At 35.4% G+C, this 19,411-nt stretch carries 15 protein-coding genes; 3 read left to right on the top strand and 12 right to left on the bottom strand.

From position 1 onward, the window contains the following. Window positions 1-154: 154 nt before the first annotated feature. Window positions 155-757: an HPP family protein gene (locus AC07XN_RS04880; RefSeq protein ID WP_494742223.1), complete on the top strand. Its 603-nt coding sequence runs from the start codon at window positions 155-157 to the stop codon at window positions 755-757. Between the two features lie 67 nt (window positions 758-824). Here the strand turns inward: AC07XN_RS04880 and AC07XN_RS04875 are convergent, their stop codons facing one another. Then, window positions 825-2,456 (bottom strand): M1 family metallopeptidase, encoded by a 1,632-nt coding sequence (locus tag AC07XN_RS04875; RefSeq protein WP_494742222.1) that lies wholly within the window; start codon window positions 2,454-2,456, stop codon window positions 825-827. A 149-nt stretch (window positions 2,457-2,605) separates the two neighbouring features. Beyond that, on the bottom strand, window positions 2,606-3,544 hold the full coding sequence (locus AC07XN_RS04870) for a hydrogen peroxide-inducible genes activator (RefSeq protein WP_309922806.1): 939 nt from the start codon (window positions 3,542-3,544) through the stop codon (window positions 2,606-2,608). Window positions 3,545-3,738: 194 nt separating this feature from the next. Between AC07XN_RS04870 and AC07XN_RS04865 the strand changes: the two genes are divergently transcribed. Together AC07XN_RS04865 and AC07XN_RS04860 are read left to right on the top strand one after the other, a co-directional pair. Then, window positions 3,739-4,281, top strand: coding sequence for a peroxiredoxin (locus AC07XN_RS04865; RefSeq protein WP_309922808.1), 543 nt, complete (start codon window positions 3,739-3,741; stop codon window positions 4,279-4,281). A 64-nt stretch (window positions 4,282-4,345) separates the two neighbouring features. Then, complete coding sequence (locus tag AC07XN_RS04860; RefSeq protein WP_309922810.1) at window positions 4,346-4,930, top strand: carboxymuconolactone decarboxylase family protein; 585 nt, start codon at window positions 4,346-4,348, stop codon at window positions 4,928-4,930. A 57-nt stretch (window positions 4,931-4,987) separates the two neighbouring features. On the opposite strand, the gene AC07XN_RS04855 is transcribed toward AC07XN_RS04860, so the two are convergent. The 10 genes from AC07XN_RS04855 to AC07XN_RS04810 all read right to left on the bottom strand — a co-directional run bounded on the left by AC07XN_RS04855 (window position 4,988) and on the right by AC07XN_RS04810 (window position 19,381). Then, window positions 4,988-6,022: a hypothetical protein gene (locus AC07XN_RS04855; protein ID WP_494742221.1), complete on the bottom strand. Its 1,035-nt coding sequence runs from the start codon at window positions 6,020-6,022 to the stop codon at window positions 4,988-4,990. Window positions 6,023-6,139: 117 nt separating this feature from the next. Continuing rightward, window positions 6,140-7,543, bottom strand: a complete 1,404-nt coding sequence (locus AC07XN_RS04850) for an MBOAT family O-acyltransferase (RefSeq protein ID WP_494742220.1) — start codon at window positions 7,541-7,543, stop codon at window positions 6,140-6,142. A 1-nt stretch (window position 7,544) separates the two neighbouring features. Then, a complete protein-coding gene (locus AC07XN_RS04845) occupies window positions 7,545-10,196 on the bottom strand; it encodes a hypothetical protein (protein ID WP_494742219.1) in 2,652 nt (883 codons plus the stop codon). A gap of 29 nt (window positions 10,197-10,225) precedes the next feature. Beyond that, window positions 10,226-11,329, bottom strand: coding sequence for a UDP-galactopyranose mutase (gene glf / locus AC07XN_RS04840; protein WP_494742218.1), 1,104 nt, complete (start codon window positions 11,327-11,329; stop codon window positions 10,226-10,228). Between the two features lie 16 nt (window positions 11,330-11,345). Continuing rightward, on the bottom strand, window positions 11,346-12,086 hold the full coding sequence (locus AC07XN_RS04835; RefSeq protein ID WP_309922821.1) for a glycosyltransferase family 2 protein: 741 nt from the start codon (window positions 12,084-12,086) through the stop codon (window positions 11,346-11,348). 163 nt (window positions 12,087-12,249) lie between these two features. Then, a complete protein-coding gene (locus AC07XN_RS04830; protein WP_494742217.1) occupies window positions 12,250-13,371 on the bottom strand; it encodes an acyltransferase family protein in 1,122 nt (373 codons plus the stop codon). Window positions 13,372-13,425: 54 nt separating this feature from the next. Beyond that, window positions 13,426-14,337, bottom strand: a complete 912-nt coding sequence (locus tag AC07XN_RS04825) for a transketolase family protein (RefSeq protein WP_494742216.1) — start codon at window positions 14,335-14,337, stop codon at window positions 13,426-13,428. A 31-nt stretch (window positions 14,338-14,368) separates the two neighbouring features. Next, window positions 14,369-16,354: an NAD-dependent epimerase/dehydratase family protein gene (locus AC07XN_RS04820; protein ID WP_309922827.1), complete on the bottom strand. Its 1,986-nt coding sequence runs from the start codon at window positions 16,352-16,354 to the stop codon at window positions 14,369-14,371. Between the two features lie 75 nt (window positions 16,355-16,429). Continuing rightward, a complete protein-coding gene (locus AC07XN_RS04815) occupies window positions 16,430-17,257 on the bottom strand; it encodes a transketolase (protein WP_494742215.1) in 828 nt (275 codons plus the stop codon). A 102-nt stretch (window positions 17,258-17,359) separates the two neighbouring features. Further along, window positions 17,360-19,381, bottom strand: coding sequence for an OmpA family protein (locus tag AC07XN_RS04810; RefSeq protein ID WP_494742214.1), 2,022 nt, complete (start codon window positions 19,379-19,381; stop codon window positions 17,360-17,362). Between the last annotated feature and the right edge of the window lie 30 nt (window positions 19,382-19,411).

Here is a 19,411-nt window from a genome sequence, read left to right as displayed (position 1 = left end):
GTCTAGTATTTAGAGTTTAATAAGTATAAATACTTATTAAACTCATAGTAAAATCATTTTTATATACTAATTTTGATTTACAAATAAGAAACAAAACTCACAAAACAATTCACAACTATCAAGCTATCTTAGGCTAAGAATTAAGAATGGACGAATGGTTAGACAAAAATTAAAACGAAATTTAAGAATTTCAAGGTACATTATCTACAAAGAAACGTTAGTCGATTACAAAGAAAATTTCTGGTCATTTATTGGTGCTTTTATTGGTATTGGACTCATCTCATTTTTACAAACCTTCCAACTTACCTCAGATGACAATATTTTTCTGATAGGTTCATTCGGTGCATCAAGTGTGTTGATTTTTGGTGCTATTCAGAGTCCCCTCGCACAACCACGCAATCTGATTGGTGGACATTTGATTTCAGCTATTATCGGAGTAACTATTTATCAACTGCTTCCTAATATTCTTTGGCTAACAGCTCCTTTGGCTGTTTCTAGTGCTATCGTGATGATGCAAATCACCAAAACGCTTCATCCTCCGGGCGGAGCAACGGCATTATTAGCTGTGATTGGGTCTGATAAGATTAAAAGTTTAGGCTATTTTTATGTTTTATCGCCTGTGCTTTCAGGCTGTCTTATTCTCTTTCTAGTGGCTATTATTTTTAATAATATTACCCCTAATAGAAAATATCCGACCGACAAAAGATTTACAAATTCTTTGAAAAAGATGTTTATTAGAAATAATAAGACCTTTTAACGTGAATTATTCCTATTAGTAGGTGACTTAAGTCACCTACTAATAGGAAAGATGGGGAAATAATAGCTTATACCTTCTTCAAATTCACATAAAAGTTATCATCAATTTTTATGTCTTTAATTCCTTTTATGCTTTTCCACGTTGTAGTTGGCTGAATAAATTGATACTTACCTGTGGCATTTTCTATCTTGACGGGCATATTAAAGCCATCAATGCAGGTAGTCCAGCGGTAGGATACTGCTCCATTCTCTACTTTATATTCCAAAGTCGGGATTTCGGTATTTCTAAGGTATTGATCAAAAACTTTACTTAAATTAATCCCTGATTTTTTGGAAATGTAGGTCTCTATTTGCTTGGTATCTACAGTTTGGTGATAAAAATCTTTGTTCAGACCTATCAAAATTTGCCTCCATTTTTCATCATTATCAATAACCTGTCTGATAGTATGTAACATGTTTCCTCCTTTGTAATACATATCTCCAGAACCTCCCTGATTTACTTCATAGTCACCAATAATTGTCTCTTTGTTGCCAATTAGTTTCCTACATCCCTTCACATAAGCCGCTCCAGCTTCTTTGCCGTAATAATATTCTGTAAAAAGGTTTTCTGAATAATTAGTAAAGCTTTCATGAATCCACATATCAGCAATGTCTTTATCCGTAATATTGTTAGCAAACCATTCATGTCCAGACTCATGAATAATGATAAAATCCCATTTCAGCCCCCAGCCTGTTCCCGATAAATCTCTCCCTAAATAGCCATTCGCGAAATGATTACCATAGGTAACAGAACTTTGGTGTTCCATGCCTAAATAGGATACTTGTACTAATTTATAACCATCTTCATAAAATGGATAAGGCCCAAACCAATGTTCAAAGGCCTTGAGCATCATAGGCACTTGTTTGAATTGAACTTTGGCTTTTTCTAAGTCTGCCGGTAGCACATAATAATTGCAGTCTAAATCGCCTTTTAGTCCTTTATATTTTTCCGAGAAATGTACGTAATTTCCGATGTTGATATTTACGCCATAATTGTTGATTGGATTTGAAACGAACCAATCGAAAGTACGTGTTTCGTCAGGATTATCCACAACTTTCAATAATCTTCCGTTTGAAATATCCTCTAATCCTTTAGGTACTGTGATAGAAATCAGCATACTGTCGGCTTCATCATACATGTGGTCTTTGCATGGCCACCAAACGCTTGCACCTAAGCCTTGACACGAGGTAGTAATGAACCATTTTCCCTCTGCATCTTTCTTCCAAGAAAAACCTCCATCCCAAGGTGGACGACGAGCTACTCTAGGCTTACCTTCATAAAACACTGTGATAGATTCTGTTTTACCTGTCACCTGCTTTTTTTGTAATTCCACAAAGAAAGCATTTCCTTCTCTTTTGTAATGCAATGACTGTCCATCCTGAATCACCTTCGTGATTTGCATTGGATTTTGTAAATCAATTTGTATTACCTGCGCGGGCTTTAATACCTTATAAGTAATCAAATTATTCCCAGAGATCGTACTATCATTGGGTTGAACTTTTACACTAAGATGATAGTATTGAAGATTCCACCAAGCTCTTTCGGGGGTAATGCTTCCTCTAAGTGAGTCTTGTCGAGTATATGCTTTTTTAGGTTGGAATAACTGCGAAAATCCTAAAAAGCTTAGGGTACAGAAGCATAAAGTGATAATGAATTTCATTGTTGTTTGTTGATTATTAAGTAGTAAGACATTAGATTTTAGACGCTAGATTTAAGAATCTAGACATTAGATACAAGAAGCTAGTTTGGGATTTAATATAAACTTTTTTTGGTCTTAAATCTAGTGTCTAAAATCTAATTTCTCTCTATCTAAGCTACCTCCACTATATTCCTTTTCTTTTCCACAGTCAATTCTTTGGGGAGGGCTGCTAAGATACATTCTTTTAAGGCTTTTAGGATGCCTAATTTTGCAAAATTTTTGTGAGCTACCAAACTTACTTCTCTGACAGGTGCGGGTGATTTAAAATGACGTATTAATTTTAATCTTTCATCATCAAAATCCATGGTTGCCAATTCGGGTAAGATAGTAATACCTTGGTTTCTTTCTACCATCTTGCGGAGGGTTTCTAAGCTACCAGCCTGATATTCAAATTGATTTCTGCCGATAGATTTACGCTTTAATTCACATAAATTCTCAATCTGCGAACGCAAACAGTGTCCTTCTTCCAAAAGCCATAATTCCTTGGGGTTAATATCTTCTGAAAGTGCATATTTTTTCTGATAAATCGCATTTTCTTTTGATACATATAAAACCAACTCTTCATAAAAGATAGGATATTCTACAATATTGGGCTGTTGGAGAGGCGTCGCAATTAACCCCAAATCAAAATCATCATTCTTTAAGCCATGCACAATTCTATCCGTAGTAAGTTCTTTAATCTTTAGTTCAACATTCGGATATTTTTCAAGAAAATTAGCTAGAAAAAGCGGTAACAAATAGGGTGCAATGGTAGGAATAACCCCTAAACGGACTTCACCAGTTACATCGTGTTTCCCAGAATTGACAGCATCTTTGATTTTATAAAATTCAGCAATAGTAATACGTGCTTGTTGAATAATTTCTAATCCAATTTGGGTAGTTACTACTGGTTGACGGCTCCTATCAAAAATTTTCACACCCAATTCATCTTCCAGTTTCTGAATTTGCATACTCAAAGTTGGTTGAGTTACAAAACAACTATCCGCAGCTTGCACAAAATTTCTATGATTTTCAACGGCAATTACATATTCTAATTGTGTAATAGTCATGTTATTAAAAGAAGTTATAAGGAATATCTATGTAAATATCAATATTATCAATTTGTTTACAAAGAGATTAGTGAGCAACTTTGTAAAAGAAAAAGAAATATTACTTTTTAAATGCAGTAATACTTAATTTCTTTCTAAAAGAACTAAAAATTGTACAATTTCAATATTTTAATTAAACAGAAAACAAAAAAATCATGTTATCATTAGGCTCAACATTCCCAAAATTCCAAAAAACAGCAGTAGTTTCTCTTGAAAAAGGAAAAGAATTTTACGATATTACTTCAGAAGATCACAAGAATGCTGACAAGTGGTTAGTAATGTTCTGGTGGCCAAAAGATTTCACTTTTGTTTGTCCTACTGAAATTGCTGCTTTCAATGCAAAATATGACGATTTCTCCGATCGTGATGCTATCTTAATCGGTGCTTCTACAGATTCAGAATTCGTTCACTTAGCTTGGAGAAACAATCATGATGATCTTCGTGGATTAAAATTCCCAATGTTAGCTGATACTTCTAAATCTTTAGCTGAAGAATTAGGTATTTTAGAAGCTAACGAAAAAATCGCTTACCGTGTTACTTATATCGTTGACCCACAAGGAATTATCCGTTGGGTATGTGCTAACGATTTATCTGTTGGCCGTAACGTTGACGAAGTATTAAGAGTTTTAGATGCACTTCAGACAGACGAACTTTGTCCTTGTAACTGGAAACAAGGCGAAGAAACTTTATCAGTTTAATTTCCTAATTAAGAGGCTTTAAATACATAAAGCCTCTTAATTTTCACCTCTTCAAATTAAAATCATGTTCGGAACAGTTAGTGAAACTAAAAATAATCTGTTGGCAGAAGTAAACCTTCCTTCAACATTTGAAAGCCTTTTCCTTGATCGCTTAAACACAGCCGACCACCGTTATATCAAAGACCTTAAAATCAATGTTTCTAACGCTTTGAAAGCACAAACTTTGAAAGAGAAAGAAGCTGTTTTGTTGGCACTATCAGTAGCTATCAACGAGAAATCAGGTACTTTGATTACTGCTTTGGAGGAGCTTGCAAAAAGCAAAGGAGCAGAAGAAAAAGAACTTTTAGAGGTTGCTGCTTGCGTATCTTTAATGAATGCTAACAATGTATTGTATCGTTTCCGCCATTTTATGGATAAAGAAACGTACAATAATATTCCCGCAGGTGTCAGAATGTCAATCATGATGAACCCTGTGCTTGGTAAAGAATTCTTTGAATTATTGAGCTTAGTAATTTCAGCAATCAATGGTTGTGAAATGTGTGTTACTTCGCACGAAGCATCCGTAAAATCTCACGGTGCTACAGAACAGCGTATATTTGATGCCGTTCGTTTAGGTGCTGTTATCAAAAGCTTTATTACTTTGTTGTAATTGAGCAATACCACTTTTAATTATCCCGCTAGATGAGGGTCAGCGCAAGCTGGCTCTTTATTTTTTGCCTTCTCCTATAATCTGTTTATTGATAATGCCTAACCAAACATTTCTGCCCGTGCAATTCCAATGGGTATCACTTTTCAGGTAATACTTTTCAGGGGATTTTCTGAATATTCCATACGTATCGATAACTGGAACACTCAAAGCTGGATTGCTTTGAATACGCTCTATTAAATGATTATATTTTCCTAAATCGGGAGATTGTACACTTACTTTGTTGGGAATAATGGATAGATACACTTCATCAAAACCCGCCTTTAAATATTTTTCTTTACTGTTATTAGCATGAGTAACGAAGGTATCAATCTGAGCATCGGTTACTGGAAAAAATGCAGAACGCCCATGTGTACTATCGGCCTCCTCCATATAAAATAAATGCTGTTTATCTTGCGATAATATTACTTTAGGCTCTATTCTATCAAAGAAAACCAACGTCATTTTAGCTTTCAATTCTCTGAACCAGAGAAATATATCATAATTGAATAAGGTATGCTCAAGGCGTTCTTCTGTACCAGGAGGGAATATTACAGGGGATACTTTATCCCATCCTCTTATTACTTTTTGACGGAAACTTAAGTGTGGTTCTTCCACTTTTCCTACAGGTTTTTCACAACGGAAATTATCTACATCTTTTGAAAGATGTTCTTTCGCTGACCTTTCTACTGATTCCAAAATCAATATATTCCTTTTAGTGCTATCTAGTTGAATATAGGCATCTTTTGCCCAGTGGATATAAGTGTATTTCCCAGCGTTAAAATCTGTTTTATTGACTCTTGCTTCCTCTGAAAAGCTATCTCCAATGATGTATAAATGTACATTAGAGGTATCGCTATTTAAAGGTTTTGAATTTTCATGACAATTTTCTGCTTTTTGTTTAAACTCAGGCAGATACGAAAGTCGGTACAAATCACCAAACCGATAATCGTCGGGAAACAGTTTGGTACTCATGTAAATGGCTGGAAAGTAAGCTTGTAGCCATAGAAATATGGCCAAAATGAGTACTGTATATTTTAAAATACTTTTTAACATAGGAATGAAGCTTTCGGCTGTCAGTCGTCGGATTTCAGCTTTTGGATTTCGGGCTTCAGAGTTCAGTTATCGGACTCATAAAAGCTGACATCTGATAGCCGACGACCGAAAGCCATATCAAAATTGAAAATAGATAAAATTGTTGGTATTGAAGACCCCAAAGTAATACACCAATATCATTATGACCGACACCAAACTGTAAAACTTGATATTACTTTGTGTATTGATATAAAAACACCTCAATTCTTTCCATAATAATAATATAATTAACCCCAAAGAAAATAGCATTTCAACACCATTCAGAGGCGTTTCTAATAAATCGTTTGGAGAAGAAAAGACTATTTTTTTCAGAATCAACAAGGCATCCTTCGTATTTTTTGCTCTAAAGAAAACCCATGCCAACATCACTAATATAAAGGTTGTAATCAAGTTAATGCCTTTCCCTAACGTATTTTGGGGCAAAGTTAATTTAGGGAAATATTTATTTCTAAAAGCAGCTATCACCAAGTATAGTCCATGTAGAGAACCCCAAATAACAAACGTCCACTGAGCACCGTGCCACAAACCACTCACCATAAAAACCACAAACTGATTGAAATATTTTCGCCATTCGGCTACACGATTCCCACCTAAAGGGATATAGAGGTAGTCACGAAACCAAGTAGAAAGAGAAATATGCCATCTACGCCAAAATTCTGAAATAGATTTTGAAAAATAGGGACTTTTAAAGTTCTCCATCAATTCAAAGCCCATTACTCTGGCAGAACCCAAGGCAATTTCTGAATAGCCCGAGAAATCGCAATAAATCTGAAAGGTATAAAAGAAAGTGGCGACCAAAAGCGATAGTCCATTTTTTTCAGCAGGATTGCCATACGCAGCATCTACTACCATTGCGAGTCGGTCGGCAATTACTACTTTTTTAAACAATCCCCAAGCCATCATCATGAGCCCACTTTTTACTTTCTCCCAATTATACTGATGCTTTTCATAAAATTGATGAATCACATTCTGGGGTCTTTCGATGGGGCCAGCTACCAACTGTGGATAAAACATCACATATAGGGCATAAATCCCAAAATGTCTTTCAGCCTTTTGATTACCTCTATACACCTCTATCGTATAGCTCATTGCCTGAAAAGTATGGAAAGATAGCCCAATAGGTAACAGAATTTTCAGATAAGGCGCAGGGTTTCTGACATGAATAAAATGTAAGAGATGGGTAATATTGGTATTAAAAAAGTTGTAATATTTGAAAATGGCCAAGATGCCAATGTTGGAAATCAAACTGATAATAAGGAGGAGTTTCCTGCTATGTCCTTTTGATTGTTCTATATAAATACCCGCGAGATAATCGATAATGATGGTAAAAAACAGGATTAAAATATAGATAGGCTGAAAAACCATGTAGAAATAACAACTTGCAAAAAGCAGTAATCTCCAACGCCCATTCCAACCCAAAGACCAGTAGCCAAGCGTAACGATGATAAAGAAAATTAAAAAATGAATAGAATTAAAAAGCATATTAACGAAGTTTCACCGACCAATTTTCAAAAGCAGTAGGCGTTGTGATATCAATGATTAATTTTTGATACGATTCTGAATAAGTAAGTACTGGGTAGGACGTAGAAACCAGCGGCATCCCTCCTACGTAACTCCCATTTTCATCAAAAAAACGATAATTTGTATAGCTGTTAGTCAAAGCAAAGTACTTTCCTCCTATGCCCAGATTATAATATTTCAACCGTTTTACACCGTAAGTTTCTTCTTTAATGGTAAATATTTCGCTTTCTGTTTTATCAAGCACTACCACATCTTTGCCATCCGTTTTCATAATGACCCAATCGGCATTGCGTTGGTCGGCACATAAAAAGAATTTAATCTCAATGCTCGGTCTTAACAACTGTTTTTTCTCCATAATTTTTCCAGACAAACTCACGCTAAATAATTCTCCATTTTCGCTCAAAGCCTTTACTGAAATCTTCTCTCCAGAACCTTCTAATATCGCTGGCCCATTGAACGTACGGTTTAGGGCAAGCGGAAAACCATTAGGTACATTGCCATCTGCATCTTGCAAGGTAAGTTTGCCTTTTTTATCTAATAAAATAGCATATTCAATGCCTCTTAGGATAACCGTAGAGATGGGTAAAATATATTGTAATCCGCTTGCAGGCTTATAATGAAGTTTTAAGCTCAGCGAAGATTTATCTATTTTAAAGGACGCCGCATTGGCAGTAAAAAGTGTTGTATTAAACTTTCTATCCGTTTCTTTATCAAAAAGAATAAAATCGCTTATTCTCGTACCAGTATTATTGGTAATAGGGTGTACCTCAAAACCTCCTTCGTTTTTAGTAAGTATATAGATTTTTGTAGGGCAAGCCAACAATAATTGCTGTTGAGCAGCTGGCAATATTTTTACGTTTTTTATTTCTCCTACTAATTTACCAGCCAACTGATACGACCAAACTGGCTTTCCTCCTTTAATATAATGAATTTGATTATCATCATCCTGTACGAAAACCTCTTGTTTTTTAGTGGAAGGATTGATAATATAAAATGGTTTTGCTGCTGAATCTATCTTAATGCTTGATAGTTTCAACCATTTATTGGAATATTTCTTGGATGGCTGTGATAAAGATAAATTTTTGAAAAAACTGAGCGAAGTTTTTTGCTGATTGACTTCAAAAATACATACTTGAATACGATTTAAAACACTTTCATTCTCAGCAAATTTACTAGCCCATGCATTTACCAATGATTTATTAAAGCCTAGCAATGCTTTATTAGTTTCTGTAATAAGCGTCAAGTTGGCAGGTTTACACTTTTTAATCAGGGCTTGATTCTTGGATGAATTACTCCAAACATCGCCTTTGCTCAAAGTAAGTAAATAGCTTTGCATGGCCGACAAACTATTAGTCAGGATGACATTGCTTTTGTATTCAGTAAAGTAGCATTCCTCAAAACCGGCAAAATATTCCCCAAAAAGCATGCTTGGGAATTCTCTGATTCCCAAAGATTTTATGGAATAACCACCGTATTCAACACTGACTACATTGGCATTTTTCTCTTTGGATACTTCAATAGAGGTGTTTTTTAAGATGTCTAGCAGCTTATTATTTCTTAGGATTAATGCTTTTCCGTTGAATTTTTCATCGCCTTCATCAAAACCAGTAAACACAATTTCAGTTTCTAAATTTTGATAAATATCACTATAATTAACCTTGAATGCAGCCTTAACGGTATTCCTTAAAGTATTTAATTCTTTGTGGTCGCTAAAATATTTTTTGAGGTTTTCTTCAAAATTTGTTTGATTGTCTATCGGGATATGCAACAAAAATGATGAAGTATTGGGAATCATGCTCAAGGTCTCTATCTTCTTAGGAGTTTGTCCTTCAAAAAAAATATCATTGGGATTGATACCTATTGCACTAATCCTAGATTTATCAGATTCAAAACCAGAGAAATAATCAGAGAATAACTGCGTAAACTGTGATGCACCTTTATCTTTATGGATAGATATTTTATTGATAAATTTACTTATCGCATTCTTATTCAAATGTGTAGCCGTGGTTGCTACCTCATTATTAATGCTTAGCACATTTGATATTTCTTTAATCCAAGTATTTTCGCTAGGCAAGATAGATTCTTCAATCAAGATACTTGACGAACTAAAAATCAAAATATCATTTTGGATGATAAACGACAGGACTGATTTTGTGGTAGAATCTATTACTTCTGCTATTCTGTAGCCACGGGTGGTATGATAAATGATTCTACTGCCAGAAATATTTTCTTGAAGCTTAGAGATTTTATTGACTAAAACAGCATCATTTTGGGTAAGAGGCAGATAAGTAATATAATTCAAGTCTGCTTTTACTTCTGGTAATAAGGCAAAATATAGCATTTTACCTTTCAACAAGTCTTTTACTTCTTCTGTTGAAAGTCCCATTTTCTTCAATAAGCTAAACTGGTTTTCAACCCTAGAAAGCAAAGGTATTTCAGCAAAAACGATTGACTCAGGATAGCCCGAAAGTTCATTGGTTTCCAATAATAGCAATGTATTATCAGGAACAAAACGTTTTAGGGTACTTAAATAAGGATTTTTCTTTTGAAAAAAAAGATAGCTACCAATTCCTAAAATGGCTATTGCAAGGAAAAGTATTACCTTATTTTTCATAATGTTGTCATTTTAATGGATAAAAAGATTTATCCAAAAACTGTTTTTACTCTCACTAATGCAGACGCCACCACTTGGTGCATATCATAATATTTATATTCAGCCAAGCGACCACCAAAAATTACATCTTTTTCCTCAGAGGCTAATGTACGATAACGTTTGAACATCTCTGTATTCTTATCATCATTAATTGGATAATAAGCCTCCATGCCCGAAGTCCATTCACATGGATATTCTTTAGTAATAACTGTTTTGGGCTGTTTCCCAAACTCAAAATGCTTGTGTTCTATAATCCTTGTATAAGGGATATGGGCTTCGGTATAATTTACAACGGCATTACCCTGATAATTTTCTTGATTAATTACCTCATTATCAAAACGCAGGCTGCGATATTCTAACTTACCAAAACAATAATCATAATACTCGTCGATATGCCCTGTAAAAACAATTTTATCAGCAATTGCCTTAAAAGCCTCACGGTCTGCGAAATAATCTGTTGAAGTTCTTACTTCAATATCTTTCAATAACCCCTCTGTAAGTTTGTTATACCCACCAATCGGGATACCCTGATATTTATCGTTGAAATAATTATTATCAAAGGTAAATCTAAGTGGCAATCTTTTAATGATAAAAGCAGGCAATTCAGTTGCCTTTCTGCCCCATTGTTTTTCGGTATAACCTTTAATCAATTTATGATAAATATCGGTTCCTACCAAAGAGATTGCTTGTTCTTCAAGATTTTGTGGGTCAGTAATGCCCGAAGCTTTTACCTGTTCATTGATTTTATTCTGTGCTTCCTCAGGGGTTTTTACTTTCCATAATTGATAAAAAGTATTCATATTGAAGGGTAAATTAAATAATTCACCTTCAAAATTGGCCAATGGGGAATTGGTGTACCTGTTAAATTCAACAAATGAGTTTACATAGTCCCAAATAGCTTTGTCGTTGGTATGGAAAATATGGGCTCCATATTTATGAACATTAATACCTTCTACTTCTTCACAATATATATTACCTCCTAAATGTGGCCTTTTATCTATTACAAGACATTTCTTACCTCTTTTGTTAGCTTCATGAGCAAACACCGCACCAAACAATCCAGCACCAACTATCACAAAATCGTATTGTTTCATAATTCTTCTGTTGGTTCTATTTCAAATTTTTGATATTATTATTTAAAGTAATTCTGAAATTCAATAATTCATTGAATGATTGCCAACATACTTTTAATAACTTCATTTTTCGGATAGATACTTCCCCTGTAGCTCTCTCTTTATGGACTATCGGAATATTGAACAACTCTTGCCCAGCCTTTTTTGCCATAATTGCCAGAAAAATATTTGGAGCAAAAGGTACAGGATTAGGCAATTGAGACAACAATTTTTTAAGAAAATCACCTTTGATTAATCTAAAAGGAATGTTAGAGTCCATGATAAAAGTACCATACACAAAAAACATACTATATCTCAAGATACGGGTAATAAATAATCTGAAAGGGTCGTCGTGTCTTACTTCTCTATGCCCTAAAATAAAATCAGACTGATTGCGTTTTTCCCAAAGTAATTTCAAATCTTGTGGAATGAATTGATCATCCGAATCAGTTTGAAATACATATTCGGCATTCAGTTCAACTGCTTTTTGATAGGCATGCACTACGGCATTACCATGCCCTCCATTTTTTTGATGAACAACAATAAGTTTAGGATATAGTGGTTGCAATCCATCTAAAATTGCACCAGTATTATCTTTTGAACCGTCATTTACCACGATAAGCCTAGTTTCTTCTAAAGTGAATTCACTATCTAAAAAATCCGACCAGATTTTAACTACTTCAGCCATACAATCTTGTTCATTGTAGGCAGGCATGACGATGGCTAATTTGATACTCATTCAGTATTTCGGTAAAAATAGATTTAATAAATTGATTTATAATAGCAAAAAAAGCATAGGATTGAAAATTAGGGCTAGCGTTCAAACTACAAAAATATCGAAACATCGGTACAAAACCGATTTTAGCATAATACTTTATCGTTAACAACTTAATATTTTGTGCTTAATAGGTAAAATATTTCTTTAAATGGTTAATGGGCTTCTCGATAATGAACCAAGACAGTGTTGCAATAAAGACTGTTATCCCTAAAAAATATAGAAATTCAAAACCTATATTGAGGGTAAACAATGGAAACATTCTTTGGATTTTATGAAGCCCTCTCAACACAATACTTGTCTGAGGGGTATGATAAAAATTGTAAACAAAGTTGTGATACAAATAAATACCATAACTTATGCGTCCCAAATATTGAATGATAGGTTGCTCAAAAAACCATTTCAAAAGGCCTTTGTATTCAGCAATGGCTTTGGCAATTAGGAAAAAACAGAAAGTTGCCCCTAAAAAACGTTCGACTACTAGCTTTCCAAAATTCTCTACTTCGCCTGTTTCCTTTTGTTGCATGATAATTAAGCTTACACAGATAGCATAAGCAGTAAAGCTAAATACGATAAATTTAGTATTGGCTAATTTATCAAACACCTCATTCTTTTTGAAGGTAAAATAGTATGCCATCAATCCCCCTAAACCAAAACAATCAAGAGCAGTAGGCATCAGTACATATTGCACTAACCAAGGCGTTCCGTTGAAGTACAGCCACAGCCGTGTAGCAATAGAAATGACAATCATTGCACCCAATAATTTCAGGTAGTGGCGGGTAGGTAGAAAAAGTATCAGATAAGGGAATACTAAATAATACTGCTCTTCCACAGCCAACGACCACAGGTGGTCTATCGTACCCATCCAATGTTGATTAATAGCAATGTATAAATTCGTGCTGTAGGTTAAGCACCAAATCAGGGTTTCACGAACAGGGGGAATATTAAAATAATATAAAGCAAAAATTGAGAGAAAGTAAATAGGGAAAATTCTGATGCTTCGTCTAACAATAAATTGTTTTACCGAAAACCAATGGCTTCGCCCTGTTCGGTCATCTTTTAATTTACTTTGTATTAAAATTCTGGTAATTAAAAACCCACTTAATACAAAAAACATTGTTACACCAAGATGCCCTAATGGAAGGGGATTTCTTTCTGCCATCCAATGGTCAATCAACACCAACATAACTGCCAAAAAACGAATACCATCGAGTTGAGAAAAATATGTTTCTTTTTTTATTTCTGACATATTAAGTAAGAGTTCTGACTTGTGAGTGACGACTCACATGCAAGCATCATGCAATTAAGCTAAGAGCAATCTCAGCTTTTCAGCAATATTTTTTTCGTCTAGTCCAGATTGCGCCTGATGAAAACCTTGGTCTCCATATAAACCATCGGGGTATCCTTGTGCCCGTAGGCTAATAAATTTATTTAACGAAATCCCGTTTTCTAACAACTGAATAGAAAGCTGTTGTGCTAATCCACCGATACTTACGTGTTCTTCTACTACAAGTACATTTTTAGCTTGTTGAATAATTGCAAAAGCTTCCGATTCTACTTTCAAAGGCAATTGATAGGCAGTAAATAAGTTGAATTTATCTTTAAATTCTTCGTTCTCTAACACCTTGATGACATTCCCTACAACTGGTCCTAATGCAATAATACTTGCCTTGGCATTGTTTGGCTTTGCCAATAATTTTATTGAATCAAAGTCTTTCTCGAGTGAAGGCGTCTGTTTCCCAGCACCTAAACGTAAATAAGCAGGGCGACCTTCGGAAATAATCTGATTCACAAAAGGTTCTACTTCATCAGAAAATGCAGGAATCCAACATTTTACATTTTGCAAGCTACTTAGTCCTGCCAAATCCTCAATCGCATGGTGGCTACTTCCCATAATTCCGTAGCCGTAGCCTCCGCCATTGCCTACTAAAAATACAGGTAAATTATGCAAACAAACGTCATTCCTAAATTGCTCCCAACAACGGTATACCACAAAAGGGGCGATTGAATAACAAAAAACTTTGAAGCCTTTGTAAGCCATTCCCGCTGCCAGACCAACCATATTTTGTTCGGCTACTCCAGCATTGATAAAACGTTTGCCCATCTTTTTTTGTAGGTTTTCTAAAGCATTATACCCTAAATCACCTGTAATAAACACCACTTTCTCGTCTTCGAGAGCTATCTTTTCTATGGCATCTGAAAATTCTCTTCTCATTATTGATAAAGCAATTTGTTCAATCGCTTAATTATTTTCTTTGTTCTTCTACTAGTCTCTTTATTTCTTCTGAGGTATTATACCTTTTTACGCCTTTACGCACACGCGTTCTGATGAATTTTGGTCTCTTTTTGGTCTCTTCAAAAATCTTCGCAATATATTCCCCTAAAAAGCTTATACCAAGCAGGTTGATTCCTCCGAAAAACATCACTAACACAATAACGGTAGAAATACCTGAAGGGGTATCTGGAAAGAATACATACTTGGCTAATATCTGCCAAATAATTCCTAAGATGGATAGTAACGTCATGATTACACCTCCGTAAGACATGATTTCTAATGGCACAAAGCTAAAAGAGAAAATCGCTTTTTTGGCCCACCAGATATTCTTACGCCAATTGTTGGTGGATACACCAAACATTCTTTCGGGACGTATATAGTCAACACCTATTTGTTTAAAGCCTACCCATGCCCTCAAACCTCTCAGGAATTGTTCGGTTTCAGGCAAGTTGACTAATTCTTTTACCACTTTACGGTCAATCATTGAAAAATCGCCAGCATCATTTGGAATGTTGATGTAAGACATATTTTTGAAGATTCTGTAGAAGGTCTTATAAAAGAAATGTAACCAATCTGGCATTTCACGCTGTACCCTTACTCCATAGGTTACTTCATACCCTTTAATCCATTTTTCATAAAAGCTTGGAATTACCTCAGGTGGGTCTTGCAAATCGCCATCCATCAGCACTACAGCATCACCCGTTGATATTTCCATGCCCGACAAAAATGCTGCTTGTGACCCAAAGTTTCTTGAATGGGTAATACCGATTACATTAGGGTCTTTATTACAGATGCCCTCCAATACTTCTTCTGTATTATCAGGCGAACAGTCGTTTACAAAGATTATTTCATAACGAACCTTCATATCATTAAAGGTTTTCACCAATCGCTCATACATAAACGGAATAGCTTGAGCATCTCTATAACAAGCAATAATCGCCGTAATGACAGGATTCAAATATGGGTTTTGAAAGGCTGGTAATACTTTCTCTTCATACCTGACCATCTCTTGCCATTCAAAGTATTTACGCAAGCCTACATTTAAAGGCGTTTTGGCAGTCCAGCCTAAATCTTTTTCAGCTTCCGTAGGGTCGCCATACCACTCTGCTAAATCCCACTGGCGTTTTTCCATGCTTCCCCATGATGGCTCTTCAAGGATGTCAAACTCTTTTCTTGAGATTTCCACTAAATCTCCAATGGTTGTTTTTATACTACTAGCTATATTGTATGATTTGCCTCTGATAGCATCAGACATTTTCAATGCTCCGTCTAGAAAAGCCTCCAAACAGTCGGTGATATAAACAAAGTCTCTAGAAATTTCTGGTGAAACAAAATTAGGGAGTTTCCCAAACCTGATTTGTTCAATCAATTTTGGCACGAGTCTATCGGGCTCTTCCCAATCTCCGTAAATAGAGTATAGCCTTAAATTGATAGCATTTTTCTGAAAAACATTTGCATAAAACTGAATAGCATACGCCGCAGAAATTTTTGATACAGAATAATGGCTGTTGGGTTCTAAAGCGTCACTTTCTTTGGGTGCAGTACAATTAAAACCATATTCCGAGCTACTCCCCGCATGAACATACACCATGTCGGGAGTTAAATTCTCCAATAAATTAACCGTACCGATTACATTGGTTTCATAGGTAAGTCCTACGTTATTTTGTTTAGAGTAAGCCCCGTAAGCAGCTAAATTGAATATTGTTTTAGGTTTATAGATATTAAATACTTCTTGAATGGAATAATTAGAAACAATATCACAATGAACAATATTTGCTGCTGGCACATTCAATAATTTCAAACGCCAAGCTTTTTGTGCACCATGCGTTAAGGCATAACAATCGTTTCTAAGTTTAAAAATTTCGTTGAAGAGATTAGCTCCAATAAATCCACTTGCACCATAAACAAAAATTGGTCCTTTGAGGGCTAAAATTTTTTCTTTTACTGAGTAGGTCATTATTAATAATTTTCAATTTCCAAGAAGCTTCTTTGAAATGGTAAGTTTGTATGTATATTATTTGGTAATATGATGTTAATCAAAATACTTTGTTTGAATATCCACTTGCGCCCTTTCGTATTGTTCTACATTCATGGGTAAATAATGCCACTCTAATTTGTTTTCCATATACGATACGCCCTTTCCTTTCACAGTATTGGCTATTATCACTTTGGGAAGCCCATTTTTTCGATTCTTTAAATATTCAATCTGTTGATAAAGTAATTCAACATCATGCCCGTCGCAATCTATGACATCAAAACCTATCGATTTCCACTTTTCAGCATCAGCCGAAACGCCTAAAATCGCATTGGCATTGCCAAACCCTTGTAGCCCATTTTTGTCAATCATTACTATTAGATTATCCAACTGATTGGCCACAGCATAATGTCCTGCTTCCCAAGTTGTGCCTTCATTGGTTTCACCATCCGACATCAACACATAGGTAAAGTCATTGTTTTCTAATATTTTATTCGCTTGTGCTATTCCTGTAGCTATGGGAAAGCCATGCCCTAAAGAGCCTGTAGCAAAAGGGATTCCTTTTACTTTATTAGGGGCTGGATGTGCTGGGAGATCAGTACCGTTTTTATAATAACTCTCAAGCTTCTCGTCTGAAATATCACCGATTTCATGCAAACAGGCATAAAGAGCAGCCGCTGCGTGGCCTTTTGAAAGAATAAATGTTTCATTTTCTTCTTTATGAGACAATAATGACGCAATCATTAAGTCTATACAAGAAAGCGAACAACCAATATGACCAGCATTCGCATTGAAATACATTTTTAAAATTTTAAGCCGAAGACTCCCCTGCATTTTCTTGAAGTCTTGTAATAATTCAACGCTATTATTGATGATAGTTGTCATTAGAACCTTTTGAGTATTTAGCTGTATAAACTTTAATCTAAAAAAGTCAGACTAAGTTTACACAAAAATAGTTGGTTTTTTAAGCATACCCAAAGAAATACATTATTTCTTGGTTATCGTAAATTCTACTCTCCTATTTAAACGACGCCGTTCTTCTGTAGCATTGCTAGCTATTGGGCGCGTTTGCCCCCATCCTTTCGTAGTAATTCTGTTGGCCGAAATACCTTTGCTAGTAATGTATTTCTTTACTTCTGCCACTCTGCTTTCTGATAACTGAAGGTTCAATTGAAAGTCTCCCTGATTGTCGGTATGCCCTTCAAATAGTACTTCTAGGGTCGGTATTTCTATCATTGCCTGAACAATTTTATCTAATTCTTTCATCGCCATAGGTAATAATTTAGCCTCACCTTGTTCAAACGTCAGGCTATTTAATACTCCTTTGTTTCCCACTTCCAAAGGCAATAAGTACAAGTCTTTTTTGATTTCTTGGTAAGAATTTGCCTTTGTCAAATCTATTGTTTCATTAATGGCTAAATAACCACTCGCATTGGGTATAAAATCTATTATTTCGTTCAAAGGCAACACAAATTTGAAATTTCCATTGGCTGGTTCATATACTTTCTCTTCTTTTTTCAGCAACTTATTCCTCGGAATCATCATAATTTTTGCTGTTACAGGCTGTTTGTCGGTACTTGTCAGCACCCTGCCTGTAAATAGCGCTACGGGGTCTGGCTGTACTGTTTTGGGGAGGGTCAATTTAAAAATATCTTCCTTGTTACTCCCATTAAAGGAACATACATAAGCATATTCACCTGATGCAGGTAAGGTGAAATACCCGTCCCAGTAAGGAGTGTTCACGCCTGCACCCAGATTTTCTGGTTCTGTCCAGTTCGTCCAAGTATCATCCAATCGCTTACTTTTAAAAATATCGTTATCGCCATATCCCGGTAATCCACGTGTAGAAAAATACAAGGTCTTGGTATCTGCCGCAATAAAGGGCGTCATTTCATGTTCGATGCTATTGATGGTTTTCCCTAAGCTCTTGGGCTCTGTCCATGTCTCATTGGCTTTCTTGAACGAAACATACAAATCTCTTTTCCCAACTGTATTCTTTCGTTGAATAGACATCACCATTATTCTTCCGTCGGAAGATACTGTAAATTCGGCATTGGGACTTTGGTTGTAGAAATTATCTATTTTTACTTCTTCTGGGAAAGCCCACCCTTCAGCCGTTTTCAACGAACGAGATATTCCTGAAGAAAGCTTCCCATTTTCATGGTATTTATTCATCAACAAAATTTCTGTGCCATCAGTCGAAATAGCCAAAATAGCATTTTTGTCTTTTGTATTGATGGGTAAGCCTATATTCTGGGCTTTCGTCCATTTGTCATTTTTATCAATATTACTAAAATATACATCTTGGTCTTTGGGTTTTCCCAAAAGGCTGACATAGTTTCGGGTAAAATACAGCGTTTTGCCATCACTTGAAATCACTGGAGCAAATTCCTGATGTCTTGAATTTACTCCTTTTCCAAGGTTGGACCTTACTATCTCCTTAGGAGCATCTTCAGCAATGTTAATTTTTACCTGAATGGGATTATCAGACTCAGAAATGCCAATGGCATCTAATTGTGGTTGGTCGTTAATGTCTTTACTCTCTACAAAAACACTGATGGCATGTACTTTAAATGAAGTTTTCTCAGGCAAAAGAATATTCAAAATCTGACCTTTTTCATGGGCTACTGCCGTACCGTTATATACATACAATAAGTGTTCTTTCATCAAAGAATCAAAGGCCATTATTTTCAAAATGGGGGCATCTCCAAAACTTCTTGCAATACATATCTGTTGAACAGCCATCAATGTATCAAAACCTACTTTGATATATTCTTGACCAACCTGTGGTTTTTTAGCAGGTTGCCAAGCTAAGCCACTTGACACAAACTGAGGCAAAACATTGGGTTTACCTAATACTTGAATCGCCTTATTGGCAGAAGGCTGAAAAGGGATAGTATTCTCTGATGAAAACGCCAATACTTTACTAGCCCAGAACACTTGTTGGGCATTAATACTAAATGAAAAAGAATATAAAAACAAAAATATGGTCAAACCTTTACCTCTCATGAAAACCTTATTTATTCTCTTCCAAAAAAC

It is taken from the genome of Arcicella sp. GW458-12-2-14-TSB2, from assembly GCF_059423785.1.
This window is presented reverse-complemented; position numbering and strand designations above follow the sequence as displayed.